Annotated in this window: 14 protein-coding genes; 2 read left to right on the top strand and 12 right to left on the bottom strand. The window is 46.6% G+C overall.

Going from position 1 to position 15,970, the window contains the following annotated elements:
• Nucleotides 1-89: 89 nt before the first annotated feature.
• From fadA to rdgB, 8 genes are all read right to left on the bottom strand, one after another.
• Complete coding sequence (fadA, locus tag B5J94_RS10820) at nt 90-1,262, bottom strand: acetyl-CoA C-acyltransferase FadA (protein ID WP_062498746.1); 1,173 nt, start codon at nt 1,260-1,262, stop codon at nt 90-92.
• 25 nt (nt 1,263-1,287) lie between these two features.
• Complete coding sequence (locus B5J94_RS10815; RefSeq protein WP_062498745.1) at nt 1,288-1,677, bottom strand: type II toxin-antitoxin system VapC family toxin; 390 nt, start codon at nt 1,675-1,677, stop codon at nt 1,288-1,290.
• A complete protein-coding gene (locus B5J94_RS10810) occupies nt 1,678-1,908 on the bottom strand; it encodes a hypothetical protein (RefSeq protein WP_062498744.1) in 231 nt (76 codons plus the stop codon).
• A 9-nt stretch (nt 1,909-1,917) separates the two neighbouring features.
• Nucleotides 1,918-4,068: a fatty acid oxidation complex subunit alpha FadB gene (fadB, locus tag B5J94_RS10805; protein ID WP_062498743.1), complete on the bottom strand. Its 2,151-nt coding sequence runs from the start codon at nt 4,066-4,068 to the stop codon at nt 1,918-1,920.
• A gap of 239 nt (nt 4,069-4,307) precedes the next feature.
• Entirely contained in the window at nt 4,308-5,591 is a 1,284-nt protein-coding gene (gene clpX, locus B5J94_RS10800) for an ATP-dependent protease ATP-binding subunit ClpX (protein ID WP_062498742.1), read from the bottom strand.
• Between the two features lie 59 nt (nt 5,592-5,650).
• Nucleotides 5,651-6,304, bottom strand: a complete 654-nt coding sequence (clpP, locus tag B5J94_RS10795; protein WP_062498741.1) for an ATP-dependent Clp endopeptidase proteolytic subunit ClpP — start codon at nt 6,302-6,304, stop codon at nt 5,651-5,653.
• 313 nt (nt 6,305-6,617) lie between these two features.
• Nucleotides 6,618-7,952 carry a trigger factor gene (gene tig / locus B5J94_RS10790; RefSeq protein WP_062498740.1) on the bottom strand — a complete coding sequence of 445 codons (1,335 nt, stop codon included), beginning with the start codon at nt 7,950-7,952 and terminating at the stop codon, nt 6,618-6,620.
• A 132-nt stretch (nt 7,953-8,084) separates the two neighbouring features.
• The gene (gene rdgB, locus B5J94_RS10785; RefSeq protein WP_062498739.1) at nt 8,085-8,702 is read right to left on the bottom strand and encodes an RdgB/HAM1 family non-canonical purine NTP pyrophosphatase; all 618 of its coding nucleotides are present in this window, start codon (nt 8,700-8,702) and stop codon (nt 8,085-8,087) included.
• Between the two features lie 160 nt (nt 8,703-8,862).
• On the opposite strand from rdgB, the gene B5J94_RS10780 reads away from it, so the two are divergent.
• Both B5J94_RS10780 and B5J94_RS10775 read left to right on the top strand, forming a co-directional pair.
• A complete protein-coding gene (locus tag B5J94_RS10780) occupies nt 8,863-10,035 on the top strand; it encodes a YjgN family protein (RefSeq protein ID WP_062498738.1) in 1,173 nt (390 codons plus the stop codon).
• A 6-nt stretch (nt 10,036-10,041) separates the two neighbouring features.
• Nucleotides 10,042-11,040 (top strand): M48 family metallopeptidase, encoded by a 999-nt coding sequence (locus tag B5J94_RS10775; RefSeq protein ID WP_062498737.1) that lies wholly within the window; start codon nt 10,042-10,044, stop codon nt 11,038-11,040.
• Nucleotides 11,041-11,088: 48 nt separating this feature from the next.
• Here B5J94_RS10775 and galE read toward each other — a convergent pair whose 3' ends face one another.
• From galE to B5J94_RS10755, 4 genes are read right to left on the bottom strand one after another with little or no spacing between them, the layout of a single operon-like run.
• Complete coding sequence (gene galE / locus B5J94_RS10770; RefSeq protein WP_062498736.1) at nt 11,089-12,123, bottom strand: UDP-glucose 4-epimerase GalE; 1,035 nt, start codon at nt 12,121-12,123, stop codon at nt 11,089-11,091.
• 23 nt (nt 12,124-12,146) lie between these two features.
• On the bottom strand, nt 12,147-13,427 hold the full coding sequence (locus B5J94_RS10765) for a UDP-glucose 6-dehydrogenase (RefSeq protein WP_143821975.1): 1,281 nt from the start codon (nt 13,425-13,427) through the stop codon (nt 12,147-12,149).
• A 34-nt stretch (nt 13,428-13,461) separates the two neighbouring features.
• Nucleotides 13,462-15,084, bottom strand: a complete 1,623-nt coding sequence (pgi, locus tag B5J94_RS10760; RefSeq protein ID WP_062498734.1) for a glucose-6-phosphate isomerase — start codon at nt 15,082-15,084, stop codon at nt 13,462-13,464.
• A gap of 9 nt (nt 15,085-15,093) precedes the next feature.
• Nucleotides 15,094-15,960 (bottom strand): UTP--glucose-1-phosphate uridylyltransferase, encoded by an 867-nt coding sequence (locus B5J94_RS10755; protein WP_265734270.1) that lies wholly within the window; start codon nt 15,958-15,960, stop codon nt 15,094-15,096.
• Nucleotides 15,961-15,970: the final 10 nt, after the last annotated feature.

The following is a 15,970-nucleotide window of genomic DNA, read 5'->3' as shown; positions in this document are numbered from 1 at the left end:
ATGATGAGTACAAACTCAGTGGCAGGGCGGTAAGGTGCGTAGTACGCACCTTACTGTCATTGCTCGCCTGTTTTTTGATTTTTACACAATCAAACTCGTTCAATCACAGTCGCAATCCCCTGCCCCAGTCCGATACACATGGTGGCAAGTCCGATTTGGGTGTCTTGTTGCTCCATGACGTTAAGGAGTGTAGTGGTAATTCTCGCCCCTGAACAGCCCAAGGGGTGTCCTAGGGCAATCGCCCCGCCATTATGATTGACGATGTCTTGCTTGTCGTACAGCCCTAAGCCTTTTAGCACCGACAAGCCTTGGGCAGCGAATGCTTCGTTTAGCTCCACCGTCTGAATGTCGTTGATAGACAGCCCTGCTCGTTTTAGTGCCTTTTGCGTGGCAGGGACAGGGCCATAGCCCATAATCGCCGCATCGCACCCTGCCACCGCCATGGAGCGGATAACCGCTCGTGGGGTCAGCCCAAGCTCTTTGGCCTTGCCTGCCGACATGATGAGCATGGCGGACGCACCGTCTGATAGGGCGGACGATGAACCTGCCGTTACCGTGCCGTTTATAGGGTCAAATACGGGTCTGAGTTTTTGTAGGCTCTCAATATTGGCATCAAAACGAATAACTTCGTCCACCGTGCATAATTGCAAATTGCCCTGCTCGTCATGCCCTTCCACGCCCACGATTTCTTTGTCAAACCGTCCTTCTTGGGTGGCTTTGGTTGCTTTGACGTGTGAGCCTAGGGCAAATTCGTCCTGCTCGGCTCGGCTGATGTCATTCATACGCCCAAGCATTTCGGCGGTCAGCCCCATCATGTTGGACGCTTTGGCGATGTGCTTTGAGCTACTGGGGTTGATGTCCACGCCGTGCATCATGGCAACGTGTCCCATATGCTCCACGCCCCCAATGATAAAGATGTCGCCTTGGTGGGTCATGATTTGGGCGGCGGCGGTGTGTAGGGCTTGCATGGACGAACCACACAGGCGGTTTACCGTTTGCCCTGCCACGTGCTTGGGAATGCCTGCCAATAGACTTGCGTGGCGAGCGATGTTCCAGCCTTGTTCTAGCGTTTGATTGACACAGCCCCAAATCACGTCTTCGATGTCATTGGGGTCAAAGTCATTTCGCTTGATTAAGGCTTTCATCAGCTCTGCCGACAAGGTCTCGGCTCGCACGTTGCGGAACATACCGTTTTTGGATTTGCCCATGGCGGTGCGTACGCCATCTATAATCACTACGTCTGTTGGGGATAGGGTTGTCATGGTTTTTTCCTTAAAAATTTGTGATTTAAAAAATACACTTTACGTCATATTTTACAATATGCTCATCAAAGGTAATCAATGTCAAATCGTGGTTTATCGCTTGGGATATCAGCAATCTATCAAAAGGGTCTTTGTGATGAAATGGCAATCTTTGCAAGCCCAAAATATCACGCTCTTTTATGGGCAAGATGATGTACAAGTTATTCGCCTTAATATACTCAATCGCTTGGGCTAGGGGCGTGTTTAGGCTTAATTTTCCCAGTTGCATTTTTATCTGCAACTCCCACAGGCTTGCCATACTAAGATAAATGTGATGATTGGGATTATCCAAAATCGCTCGGACTTGCGGACTTAACCAGCAAGGCTCGCTGTCCGCCCAAATATAAATGTGCGTGTCAATCAAAAACGCACTCATTTAAGCATGCTCCCCAAGCCAAAACTCATCGCCAAGCTCATCATCAAAATCATCACTGATTGCCACCACCCCCAAACTCATCGCCCCAAGACGGCTCATTTTGGGTTTGCCGTCATCGTGATTGGCAAGCAAAAACTGAGCAATGGACGCCCGTTTTTGCAAATCCAAATTCGCCATGATAGGTAACACAGCTTGCACTTCTTGGGGTAAGTTTGGGGGCAACTCAATCATCAAAACTCCTTACTGATAAAACGTCTCGCCACACTCTGCCATGTCTCGTAGCATTTGTGGAGCTTCATACGCCTTGCCAAGATGAGCGTATTTATCACACAAAGCGACAAATTCTTTTACGCCCACTTGGTCAATGTAGCGACACGCCCCACCACGAAACGGTGGGAAACCAAGCCCCATCAGCATTGCAATGTCCGCCTCGCCTGCACTTGCCACGATATTATCTTCTAGGCAACGCACCGTCTCGGTACAAAACGCCACCATCAAGCGGTCAATAATCTCTTGCTCGTCAAAATCGCTACTGCCGTCTTGCACTGCTTTTAGTAGCTCATAAGTGGTCGTATCCACGCTCTTTTTAGGCTTGCCTTTTTTGTCAAGCTCATATTTATAAAAGCCCACGCCATTTTTTTGACCCAAACGGTTATTTTCAAACATAACAGTCGTGGCAGTCTTATAGTCAGGGCTCATACGCTCAGGAAATGCCTCCGCCATGACCGCACTGGCATGAACGCCTGTATCAATGCCCACCACGTCAAGCAGGTAGGCAGGTCCCATGGGCATACCGAATTTTTCCATGACTTTATCAATCTTGACAAAATCCGCCCCATGTTTGATAAGCAAATCAAACGCCCCAAAATAAGGGAACAGCACACGGTTCACCAAAAAGCCTGCACAGTCATTGACCACAATCGGCGTTTTGCCCATTTTTTGGGCAAGGGCAACCGTGGTCGCCACCGCTTCATCGCTCGTCCGCTCGCCACGGATAATCTCCACCAAGGGCATACGATGAACGGGGTTAAAAAAGTGCATACCCACAAAATTCTCTGGGCGTTTTAGCGATTTGGCAAGCTCGGTAATGCTAATCGTGGACGTGTTGGACGCAAGGATAGCCGTGTCTTTAATCAGGCTTTCGGTCTCGGCAAGCACCGACTTTTTGACTTTTTCGTTCTCCACCACCGCTTCAATGACGATGTCAGGCGTGCCAAAATCGCCATAGTTTAGGGTTGGGCGGATTTTGGATAGGGTTTCGCCCATTTTGGCGGTGCTGATTTTGCCACGTTCTACTTCTTTGCTAAGGAGTTTGCTCGCTTCATTCATGCCTAGGTCAAGTTGCTCGGATTTGATGTCTTTCATGATGATGGGCAAGCCCTTAACCGCCGACTGATAAGCGATACCACCGCCCATAATCCCTGCCCCAAGCACCGCCATTTCATTGATTTCGTGGGCGGTTTTGGACTGGTCTTTGGCACGTTTTTTGACAAGCTGGTCATTTAAGAATACACCGACAAGGGCGGTCGCTTGTGGAGTTTTGGCGGATTTGGCGAAATTGGTCGCTTCCACCTTTATCGCTTCATCACGCCCCAGATTAGCGTGGTTTTCTATCGCATCTAGGGCAAGGGCAAGGGCAGGGTAGTGCTTGGGGTTTGCCTTGGCAAAAATCACGCCTTTGGCAGAGTTAAACGCCATTGCCTGCTCGGTTTTGTTAAGTTTAACAGGTTCTAACTTCTCGGCACGTTTGGCTTGCCAATCTAGCTCGCCATTTATGCACTTTTTGACCAAATCCAGAGCCGACTGCTCCACGCTCTCGTCCGCCACGACAGCGTCCACCAAACCCACTTTTAAGGCATCATTAGGTTTTAGGGGATTGCCTGTGGCGATAAGTTCTAGGGCGTTGTCAATGCCGATAATGCGTGGCGTACGCACACTGCCACCAAACCCTGGGAAAATACCAAGCTTGGTCTCGGGCAAGCCAATCTGAGCCGACTGCCCCATGACACGGTATTCGCAGACAAGCGTCATCTCACACCCACCACCCAACGCCGCGCCATTGATAGCCGATACCTTGGGAAATGGCAAATCTTCAAAACGGTTAAACACGCTGTTGATGTCAAGTAGCCAGTTTTCTAGCTCTGCTTGGGGTTTTTTGAAATAACCGACAAACTCGGTGATGTCCGCCCCTGCGATAAAGACCTTTTTGCCTGATGTTACAATCAAGCCTTTAATGCTCGTATCCTGCTCCAAGGCGGTTACGGCTTCTTTGAACTCGGCATTGGTGGCTTGGTCAAATTTATTGACCGACTCGCTTTCATTATTAAAATGAAATTTGACAATGTCGCCGTCTAGTCGGCTGACTTGTATGGATTTTCCACTATAAATCATGATTACTCCTGTTATGTCCCCCGATGGGGTTTGGTTAAATATCACTCATGATACGACCGATACAGGCAAAATAACAAATCACATTTGTCATCTCCATCTCGCCCACGATCCATCACTGGCAGTGCCTACTTACTATATCACAATCATTTAGGCAAAATCACGACCATTTTGTAACATTGACTTGTTGGTCATTTTCCAATAAAAAAGCGAACCATCGTCCGCTTTTTGTTTCATGCACCTTATTTAATAACAGGCTCTTTGCCATCTTCTATCACCGCACGAGTCACCACCACTTCTTTGGCACTCTCCATGCTCGGCAATTCGTACATGGTGTCAAGCAGGGCATTTTCGATGATAGAACGCAAGCCCCTTGCCCCTGTCTTACGCTTCATCGCCTGCTTGGCGACTGCCGTCAAGGCTTCATCTTCAAAGCTCAATTTCGCCCCTTCCATGTCAAATAGGTATTCGTACTGTTTGGTCAGAGCGTTTTTGGGTTCGGTAAGAATCTGAATAAGGGCGTCTTCATCCAACTCATCTAATGTGGCAATCACGGGCAGACGTCCGATGAGCTCAGGGATGAGACCAAACTTAATCAAATCCTCAGGCTCAACCTCTTTGAACAACTCGCTGATTTTGGTTTCTTCTTGGGCTTTGACATCGGCATTAAAACCGATACCCGTCTTCTCGGTGCGTTGCTGGATGATACGGTCAAGCCCTGCAAACGCCCCACCGACAATCATCAAGATGTTGCTGGTGTCCACCTGAATCATCTCTTGGTTGGGGTGCTTACGACCACCTTGGGGCGGAATATTGGCAACCGTCCCTTCGATGAGTTTTAACAGAGCCTGCTGAACGCCCTCGCCCGAGACATCACGCGTGATGGAGACGTTCTCGCCTTTTTTGCTGATTTTGTCAATCTCATCAATGTAGATAATCCCACGCTGGGTGCGTTCCACATCATAGTCGGCAGATTGGAGCAGTTTTTGAACGATGTTCTCCACGTCCTCACCCACATAGCCTGCTTCGGTGAGTGTGGTGGCGTCTGCCATGGCAAATGGCACATCTAGCATCTTGGCAAGGGTCTGAGCAAGTAGGGTTTTGCCCGAACCTGTGGGGCCGATGAGCAGGATGTTACTTTTGGCAAGCTCCACGGGCGAGATTTTGTTATCGGCACGCACTTTTAGGCGTTTGTAGTGGTTATAGACCGCCACGGACAACGCTTTTTTGGCAGTGTCTTGACCGATGACGTATTCATCTAGATGTTCACGAATCTCTTTGGGCTTGGGTAGCACCGCACTCGCCCAGTCTTTATCATCGGTTTTGGCTTTTTTGGCTTTGGCATGGCTTGGCTTTTTGCCTTGCTCGTTTTTGGTGTCCAAATCCATACCGCCCAACATGTCGCCACACAGCTCCACGCACTCGTTACAGATGTTGGTATTCTCATCAATGCCAGCGATGAGCTTTTTGACTTCACTTTTCTTTTTGCCACAAAAGGCACAGCACGGCTCTTTGGTCTTAGTCATCAGTTTTCCTTTTACACATCTTTGCTAGGCAGGGCAAATCTGCCGTTATCGGTCATTTGCTACACAGGGCGTTTTTCAAGCACGGCATCCACCAAGCCATACTCTTTGGCTTCAAAGGCATCCAACCAATAATCACGCTCAACGTCTCGCTCGATTTTTTCAAGTGGCTGACCGGTACGCTCGGCAAGAATGGCATTTAGGCGTTCACGGATTTTTAGGATTTGTTTGGCACTAATCTCAATGTCGGTCGCCTGACCCTGAGCCCCGCCCGATGGCTGATGAATCATCACACGGCTATTGGCAAGGGCATAACGCTTACCCTTGGCACCTGCCGCCAGTAGGAACGACCCCATACTACACGCCTGCCCCAGACAGATGGTAGAGACATCAGGCTTGATAAAGTTCATGGTATCAAACATCGCCATGCCTGCGGTAACCACACCACCGGGGGAGTTAATGTATAGATGAATGTCTTTTTCAGGGTTGTCCGCTTCCAAAAATAGCAGTTGGGCAACAATCAAATTTGCCATGTGGTCTTCGACTTGACCAGTCAAAAAAATCACACGTTCACGCAGTAGACGTGAGAAAATGTCAAACGAACGCTCGCCACGACCTGACTGCTCAATCACCACAGGCACAAGGGCAGACTGGGGGGCAGTGTGAAAGGTGTCGGCGAGTTGGTCATAAAAAGGGTTTTTGCGAAAATCACTCATACAATATCCTGTTAAGTCTTGGGCGTGCCTGCCCTTTATAACACAATTTAAAATTTAGAAATATTTTAGAAATAAACTATCTGTTTTTGCATGAAAAATGGCTAAATCTGGTTTTTCATCATCAAAAGCTCGTTTGATAGAACGACTATCAGACTTCACCTTTTCCTTGAAAAACGGGCGATTTCCCCTATTTTTCATTGCAAATACAAAAGGCAGGCACGCCCTTAAAAATTCAAATGAAATCAAGCTATTTTACCACAAAATAAAAATACCCCAACACTTTTTGTTAGGGTATTTGTGTCATTTTGGCAAATTACATTTGGGCTTGCTGAGCTGCTGCCAATAGGTCTTGGTATTTGACTTCTTTGTCAGTCACTTTACCTTGTGATAGGATGTATTCTACCACTTGGTCTTCTAGCACGACCGCTTCAATACCAGCACGTTCTTGTTTGTCGTTGGTGTAGTACTCGATGACTTCATCTGGGTCTTCGTAGTTTTCGGCAGCTTCTGCGATAAAGGCAGTCACACGCTCTTGGTCAACTTCTAGCTTTTGCTTGTCAATAATCTGACCAACTAGCACGCCTAGACGTACCGCACGCAACGCTTGGTCTTCAAACAGCTCATCAGGGAGCATGTTTTTGTCAAAGGTATTTGGGTTAGCACCGAACTGCTGAGCAAAGCGTTGGAGCATTAGGTTACGCTGACGGTCGATCTCTTGGGCGAGCATGGCATTTGGCACGTCAAATTCATTTTTCTCAACCAACGCATCAAAAGCAGCTTGCTTGACTTGGTTGCGAGCGGCACTCTTAATCTCGCGTTCCATATTTTTACGAACGTCTGCTTTTAGTTTGTCAAGACCGCCCTCAGTAACACCGAACAGCTCAAAGAATTCATCGTTTAGCTCAGGCAATTTGGCTTCTTTAACTTCTTTAACGGTGATTTTAAAGTCTGCTTCTTTGCCTTTTAGGTTCTCGGCTTGGTAGTCTTCTGGGAAAGTTACCTTGATGGTTTTTTCTTCGCCCGCTTTCATGCCTTTCATGCCATCTTCAAAGCCTGGAATCATCTGACCTGAACCGATGATAAGACGGAAATTCTCGGCACTACCACCTTCAAATTTCTCGCTATCGATTGAGCCTTCAAAATCAAACGTCGCTTCATCGCCGTCTGCCAACTCGCCATCTTTGGTTTCAAAGGTTTGACGTTGTTTTTGTAGGTTTTCAATCATGGTATCCACGTCTTCATCAGACACGGTGGCAACTTGACGCTCTACTTCAATCTCGCTAAGACCTTTAACTTCTACTTCTGGCATGGTCTCAACAGACGCTTGGTATACCAAAAAGTCGTTTTCTAGCTTGACATCATCAATGCTAGGCACGCCCACGGCACGCACTTTTTTGTCAGCCAATACTTCAAAAACAGTATCACGAATGACATCATTAATGACTTCTTGTTGAATGCCGGCACCATATTGAGCACGGATGTGGCTCACAGGCACTTTACCTTTACGAAAACCGTCAATTTTGGCAGTTTTGGCAAGGCTACGAATACGGCTTTCCACTTTGCTCTGGATGGTGCCAACAGGCACTTTAACGGTCAGTTGGGTTTCTTTGTCTGAGATGACATTTACAGCAACGTCTAAGTTACTCATGGGGAATCTACCTTAAAATTTGTTAAAATTCAATCACTTATCAGTGAAATTCTCAAAAATCTGGGCAGGCACTTAATTAAAACGCCCACAAAAATCCTAAAAGATGAGTAGTATAGCTTTTTTTTGGCAAAATTACAACCTATCAAATTCGCCCTGCTTTAAATGGGCGATGAGCTTATCTAGGGCTTGCCCACGGTGGCTTAGGGCGTTTTTGGTGGTTTTATCAAGCTCGGCAGATGAGCTGTCAAGGCTTGGCACATAAAAAAGCGGGTCATAGCCAAAGCCATTTTCGCCCCGTGGTGCGTCCAATATCTCGCCTACCCACTGCCCCTGTGCAATCATCGGCAAGGGATCATCGGCATGGCGAACTAGGGCAAGCACGCAGATAAATTTACCGACAATGGGTGTACCGTTTCTAAAAGGGGCAAGCTCTGTCAAGAGTTTGGCGTTATTGGCATTGTCATCGCCGTGATTGCCCGAAAATCTCGCCGAATAAATCCCTGGCATATTGCCAAGCACAGGCACGCACAGCCCGCTATCGTCCGCTAGGGCAGGCAAACCGCTTTCACGACTGGCATGACGAGCCTTGATAATGGCGTTTTCTATAAAGGACAATCCTGTTTCGTCAGCGTCTGTGATACCAAGCTCGCCTTGGGGGATGATACTAATGCCCAGATTTGCCTTATCAAATAGGGATTGAAATTCGGCAAGTTTGCCTTGGTTATTGCTTGCTAGGATAAGTTTTTTCATAAAAATTAAGTCTTGGTTTAGATGTCTTATTTTACCATAAAATCAATAAAATTAATCAAATCTTAACTTTTGTATTTTTGGTTTGACTTTGGTATAATTTGTGTAAAAAAAATAAGTCTTATTCTCATGACTTTTATTCAACACCATATAAGGACACAACATGTCACTGCCCCCAAATGAGTCTTTTGCCAACGATATTTATCACACCCCTTTTGATACACCCCCTACCCTACCCCCTGCCCAACCTGATGAGCCGTATCAATATGACTTTCATTTTTATGGGACAGGGTCAGAGTATTTTAGGATTTGGATTGTTAATTTGCTTTTGACAATCATCACCCTTGGGATTTATTCGCCGTGGGCAAAGGTTCGCCGTCTGCGGTATTTTTATGGCAACACCGAGCTAAATGATGAGTCATTTGACTTCACCGCCAACCCTAAGCGGATTTTGATTGGGCGTCTCATCGCAATTGGTGTCTATCTTGTCATCAGTGTGTTGGGGGAATTCTCGCCTGTCATCACGATGGTAGGGGGTGTTTTGATGATGGCAGTATTTCCATGGCTTGTGCGTTCTACATTACGCTTTCGGGCAAGGAACAGCCAATACAAAAACGTCCGCTTTGCCTTTGTGGGCAGTCTGCTTGGTGCTTATATGCTGTTTGGCTTGATTGTTTTTGCCAATATTCTCATCATTGGGGCAGGTTATTTGAGCATGAACTTGCAGATACATGATGTCATTGGCATGATGGTGATGGTGATTGGTTTTGTCTTACTTGCCCCATTTGCATGGCGACTATTTAAGAGTTATCAGTTTAACAACACCCAATTTGGCAAGATGGCGTTTACCTGGCACGCCAGCATGCTTGATGTGTATAAGGCGGTTGTGATGCCAATTGCAATTGCTGTGGCGGTGTGTGGACTGTTCATCATAGGTTTTGGTGGTGTTGAAAGCACAGGGACTATGCTCATTGTCATTATTGGCATGTACCTGATTGGCATGTACCTGATGGCACTGCTTATCTTACCGCTTATTCAAGCCTGTCTGCATAAGGTTGTGTGGGACAACTTGACCATTGGCGAGAGTGAGTTTGTGCTAAATGAGTTTAGCATTTTTAGATTTGCTTTTATTCAATTTACCAACTTTTTGCTGATTGGCTTGACACTTGGGCTATTTACCCCGTGGGCGGCAGTGCGACTGCATCGCTACAAGACCGAGACGCTGTCTTTGCTCAGTTATGAGAATTTTGATGAGATTATCACACCCCAAATGGTAGAAGAATCCGCTTTGGGCGAAGAGATTGCCGATGTGTTTGACATTGATGTGTCGTGGTAGGTTGTCATGAGTACACGCCCAATCATCGTACGCTATTTTGATGGCAAAACAAGCAAAGCCCATACCGCCCATATCCGCCCAAGCACCAGTCCCGATAGCTTTGTGCTAGAAGGCGATGACGTTGGCGGGGCATATCGGACTGCCGACTGTGAATTTATGCCAAGCGTGGGGCGGTCGGCAGGGGTGCTTGCCTTTGGTAGCGGTGAGCGGATTGAGCTGATTGGCGGTGTGCCTGATTGGCTTGAACTACACCACAAACGCCTATTTCACAAAATCTCCATCATGGAGAGCAGTTTTGGGTGGATTTTGGTCAGTTTGGTCGCTGTTGTTATTTTTATGACAGGCGTACTCAAATTTGGCGTGCCATTGGCATCGCACCACATCGCCCAGTCCCTACCCCCTGATGTTTTGATGGAAGTCGGACAAAAGGCAGAAGAACAAGTCATGGAGCTGACCGAGCCAAGCAAGCTATCACAGGCTCGCCAAGATGCGATAATCGCTCTGTACGACAAGCTAGATGGCAACCCCAAAGCCAAAGTGCTGGTGCGTGGGGGTGGGGTCATCGGAGCAAACGCCCTTGCCATCCCCAACAACACCATCGTCATCACAGACGAGCTTATCGAGCTTAGCGGAGATGACAACGAAATCCTAGCCGTGCTTGCCCATGAGCAGGGGCATTTGGTACATCGTCATAGCTTGGAGCGGGCGATTAGCAGTATTGGTGTGGGGGTACTGGTCATCGTCATCACAGGCGATGCGTCTGATTTGATACTTGCCCTACCAACCATGCTCGCTGCCGCCCAATACTCCCAAGATGCGGAGATGCAAGCGGATAAATTTGCCATCGATGAGCTAAAACGCCTTGGCATATCGCCCATGCACCTTGCCAACTTCTTTGAAAAGCTAAAAAAAGAACATGGCGATGGTCAAGGGCATTGGTCGGTGCTGTCCACGCACCCTGAGACGGATAAGCGGATTGAGCAGGTTAAGAAGCATAGTGAGTAGGGCATGACTGTCCTAATGTCGCAAAAACCGCCTTTGGGCGGTTTTGTTTTAGGGGCGGTAGCCTTTGGGATTTTGACTTTGCCAACGCCATGTATCCACGCACATACGCTGGGTGTCATATTCTGCCGTCCAGCCAAGCAGGTTTTTGGCTTTATCGCTACTGGCATAGCAAGTGGCAATGTCCCCTGCTCGTCTTGGGGCGATGACGTATGGCACGTTTTGCCCTGTGGCGTGGATAAAGGCATTGACCAGTTGTAGTACGCTTGTGCCGTTGCCTGTGCCTAGGTTAATCGGCTCAAAACCAAAAGCTCTCTCACGCCCTGCGATATAGTCCAGTGCCGACACATGACCTTTTGCCAAATCCACCACATGAATATAATCACGCACGCCTGTGCCGTCCACCGTGTCATAATCATCGCCAAACACGGATAGTTTTTCTAATTTACCCACCGCCACTTGTGAGATATAAGGCATAAGGTTGTTGGGAATGTCGCTTGGGTCTTCGCCAATCGCCCCTGACACGTCCGCCCCAATGGGGTTAAAGTAGCGTAGGGCGATGATGTTCCACACTTGGCTGTCCTGCACGGATTTTGCCAAATCTTCTAGGATATATTCTACCGTGAGTTTGGACTGCCCATAAGGGTTGGTGCAAGAGCGTTTGGCGGTCTCAGTAATGGGCAAGACTTCTGGGTCGCCATAGACGGTCGCCGATGATGAAAAGATAAAGTTAGTTACGCCTTTGTCTTTCATGACCTCCAAAAGATTTAGCGTGCCTGTTACGTTATTTTGGTAGTATTTAAGCGGTTTTGCCACGCTCTCGCCCACCGCTTTTAGCCCTGCAAAATGAATCACGCCAAAAAAGTCATATTCATCAAACACACGCTCCAAATGAGCCTTATCCAGTACATCGCCTTTGATAAAGGTTATCTCTGTACCGACAATCTTTTCTACACGCTCAATCGCCACAGGGCTAGAATTGGACAAATTGTCATATACCACAGGCGTATAACCTGCCTTGATGAGTTCAATCAAGGTATGCGAGCCAATATAGCCTGCTCCGCCTGTTACTAGGATTTTTTTCATGTCATACTCTCTTAAAAATGGGCTTAGTGATTTTTGCGACCAATACCAATATAATCACTGGTTAATAATTTAATCTCATCATCACTTAAAATATTTTTGGCATCAAATATCGGTACATTGTATTTATTTAATTCATAAACATCAGGCGGTGTTAATCCCGACCAATTAATGATAAATAAACTGTCTATTTCATTCAACTCATAAGGGTTGTTTGTGATTGAAAATAACCGCTCATTTTCATACATCGTTTGTAATTCAATCGTGGTATTATTGGTATAAACCACCGTTTTTATATCATACGACCACAACAATTTTAATAATGGATGAATGGCACTGTTGGTACTAAGCCCTGCCCCAATGCGATAGCCTGCCCCCCATATCATCACGGTTTTATTTTCTATAAAGCCATTAAAATATCGCCAAAATTTTCTAAAAATCAGCTCTTTTTGGTCAGCATTAACATCAATCACGGCATTTAATACCTCTGATTTGACGTTTTGATTGTCAAATTGATTTTTTAATAAAGTCAATTCATTGGGCAAGGTCTTTCCGCCAAAGCCCCAACCTGCTCCCAAATATGCCGAACCGATACGGCTGTCCGACCCCATAATCCGCTCAATGTGCTTGATATTAATATTTTCTTTATCAGCAAGGCGTGTCATTTCGTTCATAAACGACAAGCGAGTGGCAAGCATTGCCATAATCGCACTGCGAGCAAATTCTATGGTTTTAATATTATCAATTTGGCATTGTTTGGCTTGGGATTTGATAAAAGAGATGATTTCACAATTTGCCACGCTATTTGCTGTTTTTTCGCCAATCAATACCAAACCCGATTGATAAAAACTGCTAAAATTCGCCCCGTCTTTCATAAAAATAAATGGCAAATAATACACCCATTTGCTAATCATCTCATTGGCAATTTGCTCCATTTTGCCAATATTATCTATACCGCTTAGGATAATTTGACTGTGCGGATTATCTTGGGTTTTGGTAAATAATGCCAATTCGTCATCGCTCATGTCATCAACAAATAGCCAGATTAAACTGCCTTGTGATTTTTTAATAAAATCAAGTGTATCATCACGACTATTTTTATGATGATGAATGATTTTATTTTCATTCACATACAGCGACCATAAGGCATTGATTTGACGGTCAAAATGATAATGAAACAATGTCTCATCAATGGCATTTTTCATACTTAATAAATGCACTTTTTTATTTAAACTGGCAAGCAAAATCCCTGCATTAATCGCTTCATGATTTGCTCCGATGATATAGACCGCGTCGTGTGTTTTCATTATCATTTACCGTAATTTTTATTAAAAATACTTTTTAAAATTTGCCCTTAATTTTATTTAATAGCGTATTGGTTGATGAATCAAACGCCCCCACACTTTGTTTGTCGCACAACACGTCATAAACCTGATTTGCCATGACTTTACCCACTTCCACGCCCCATTGGTCAAACGGGTTGATTTGCCAAATCACACTCATCACATAGACTTTATGCTCATATAGGGCGATGAGCGAGCCGAGCGTTTTTGGCGTTAGGCTGTCAAGTAAAAGCGTTGTGGACGGCTGATTACCACGGTATTGTTTAAACTTAGCAAAATCATCGTCATTTTTTTGTAATTCATCAGGCAAGGCATGGTTGCCAAATGCCAACACCTGCGACTGAGCAAGGCAATTTGACAAGGAAAGCTCATGCTGTTCGGACAAATGGGCATTGGCGGTTTGATGCTGATGATAGCGATGAATGGGCGTGATAAAGTCGCAAGAGACTCTTTGCGTGCCTTGATGCAGGAGCTGATAAAAAGCGTGCTGAGCATTTGAACCAATGTCGCCCCACAAAATCGGACAAGTATCATAGCCGACCTGCTGACCGTCTCTGGCGACTGATTTGCCGTTGGATTCCATTTCAAGCTGGGTCAGATAGTTGGGAAAATGCGACAATCTGCCGTCATAAGGTAGCACGGTGTGGGCGTTAATCCCCAAAAAAGTGCTGTTCCACACACCCAACAGCCCAAGCAAAACGGGCATATTTTGGGCAAAATCGGCTGTGGCAAAATGCCTGTCCATGTCGTTCGCCCCTGCCAGTAGCTCATAAAAGCCGTCCATGCCGATTTTTATGGCAATGGCAAGTCCGATGACCGACCACATACTAAACCGACCGCCGACCCAGTCCCACAGTAGCAACTGATTATTTTCATGAATGCCCCACTCGCTCATCTTGTCAGGGCGTGTGGAAATGCCGATAAAATGACGGCGTAAAATCGTGGGTTTGTTATCGTGGGCGGACAATAGCCAGCCTAAGGTGGTTTTGGCGTTGGAGAGCGTGTCTATCGTGCCAAATGATTTTGATGAAATAATAAACAGCGTGGTTTGGGGGTTTAGCACCTTTAACAGGCTGTCAAGTTGGGTGCCGTCCATGTTGGAAACAAAATGCACCCGAATGGACGTGTCCGCCCACTCGGACAGGGCAGTCGTTGCCATTAGAGGCCCCAAATCCGAACCGCCCACACCGATATTAACCACGTCCGTCATGGCGTGTCCTGCATAGCCACGCCACACGCCTGTGCGGATACGGCTGACAATGGTTTCGGCTTTGGCAAGGCTGTCGTGGACTTGGGCGTTTACGTCTGTGCCGTCCACGATGAGAGACTCGCCCTTGGGTGAGCGTAAAGCAGTGTGTAAGGCAGGGCGGTTTTCGGTGTCGTTTACTTTTTTGCCTGTTAATAAGTCATTGATTTTATTAGATAATTGATAATCGTCCGCCAAGGTCAATAACGCTGATAAAATCTCATCGTCAATCGCTTGCTTACTAAAATCCATGTACATATCGCAAGCCGACACGCCAAACCGCTCGCCACGTTTGTCATCTTTGAACAGCTCGGTCAAGGTGCGGTTAGTTTGGGCAAGGGATTGCAGAGTTTGCCAAGTAGGGCTTTGGTTCATGACAAATCCTTAGAATAATTCGCCTATATGCTCGGCAAAATAACCAAACGCCTGTATATAGGTTTTCATGTCGCCTGCGTCAAAGCTCTCACCCTTTAAGGTCACCACGTCCATGCCCTGCTTACTGATAAGTGCATCAATGGCATCGGTCAGCTGAATCTCACCGCCCACAGACGGCTTGGTCTCCGCCAAAAAGTCAAAAATCTTTGGGTCAAACACATAGCGTCCTACCACCGCAAGGTTGGATGGGGCATCCACCAAAGCAGGCTTTTCCACAAAGCCCTTGACATCAAATGAGTCATTGGCATCAGATTTGGCAATGGTTTGTTTATCACTAAGACAAGCAATGCCATATTTGTGTATATCATCGTCCGCCACAGGGTCAACGAGAATCTGCGAGCGACCCGTTTTGGCAAACATATCCAACATATACGCCAAATTATCCGCCTTAAAATCGGTCTTAAAGGGATCTAGCACCACATCAGGCAGCAGCACGGCAAAGGGGTTATCGCCCACGACTGCACGACCCTGTAATACCGCATGACCTAGACCTAGCGGACGACCTTGACGTACACTGATGATACGCACGTCATCAGGCAAAAAGTTTAGACTGTCCGCCAGCTCATTTTTGCCCTTTAAGCGAAGTTGGGTATCTAGTTCGCTGTTAATGTCAAAATAATTTTCTATCGCACTTTTTTGGGTGTGATTGACCAGTACGATATTTTTGATACCCGCACGCACCGCTTCCATGACGACATAGTGAATGGCGGGCTTGTCGCCAAGTGGCAGAAGCTCTTTTGGCACGGCTTTGGAGAGTGGCAACATACGAGTACCAAAGCCTGCGGTGGGGATGATGGCGTCATATAATATCCCTATTAAACTTCCT

The sequence above is a fragment of the Moraxella lacunata genome (genome assembly GCF_002027545.1).
In the GTDB taxonomy this organism is placed as follows: Bacteria; Pseudomonadota; Gammaproteobacteria; order Pseudomonadales; family Moraxellaceae; genus Moraxella; species Moraxella lacunata.
Note: the sequence above shows the minus strand (reverse complement) of the source record. Positions and strands in the feature narration are given on the sequence as shown.